Genomic DNA, 618 nt, shown 5'->3' on the forward strand with positions numbered 1-618 from the left:
GATAGGCCAGCACCTGCTCCGGCCCGCCGAAGGGCGGTTTGGCGTAGACCACCCAGTTGCGGCGACTTGCCGAAGCCAGCAGCCGGGCAAAGGCCTGCGGATCGGCCAGGTCGACGAGATCGCCGAAGAACTGCAACTGCCCGGCCTCGAAGGCGGCACGTAACGCTTCCAGAAACAGCCGCCGGAAGAGCCGCGACAGGACGCGGACCGGCAGGAAGAAACCGGGACGGCAGGCGATCCAGCGGCTGCCGTCCGGTGACGGGCCGCCACCGGGCACGATGCAATGGAGATGGGGATGGTAGCTGAGGGTCTGGCCCCAGCTGTGCAGCACCGCGATCAGGCCGATCCCGGCGCCGAGATGTCTTGGATCGGCCGCGATGATGCGCAGTGTCTCGGTGGCGGACTTGAACAGGATGCCATAGACGACCTTCTTGTTCTGGAAGGTGATTGCCGCAATCTCTGGCGGCAGCGTGAAAACGACGTGGAACCAGGGGACCGGCAGCAGGTCGCCCGCCCGCGCGACCAGCCAGTCACGAGCCGCCGCGCCCTGACACTTCGGACAGTGCCGGTTGCGGCAGGAATTATAGGCGACACGGATCGTGCCACAGGTCCGACAGC

1 protein-coding gene is annotated in these 618 nt (G+C 66.5%); it reads right to left on the reverse strand.

Annotated elements, in window-relative coordinates:
- On the reverse strand, positions 1 to 618 hold a 618-nt coding region (locus KNW02_RS20700; protein WP_216035056.1), incomplete at both ends, for an IS91 family transposase.

Source organism: Paracoccus marinaquae (assembly GCF_018860165.1).
Lineage (GTDB): Bacteria > Pseudomonadota > Alphaproteobacteria > Rhodobacterales > Rhodobacteraceae > Paracoccus > Paracoccus marinaquae.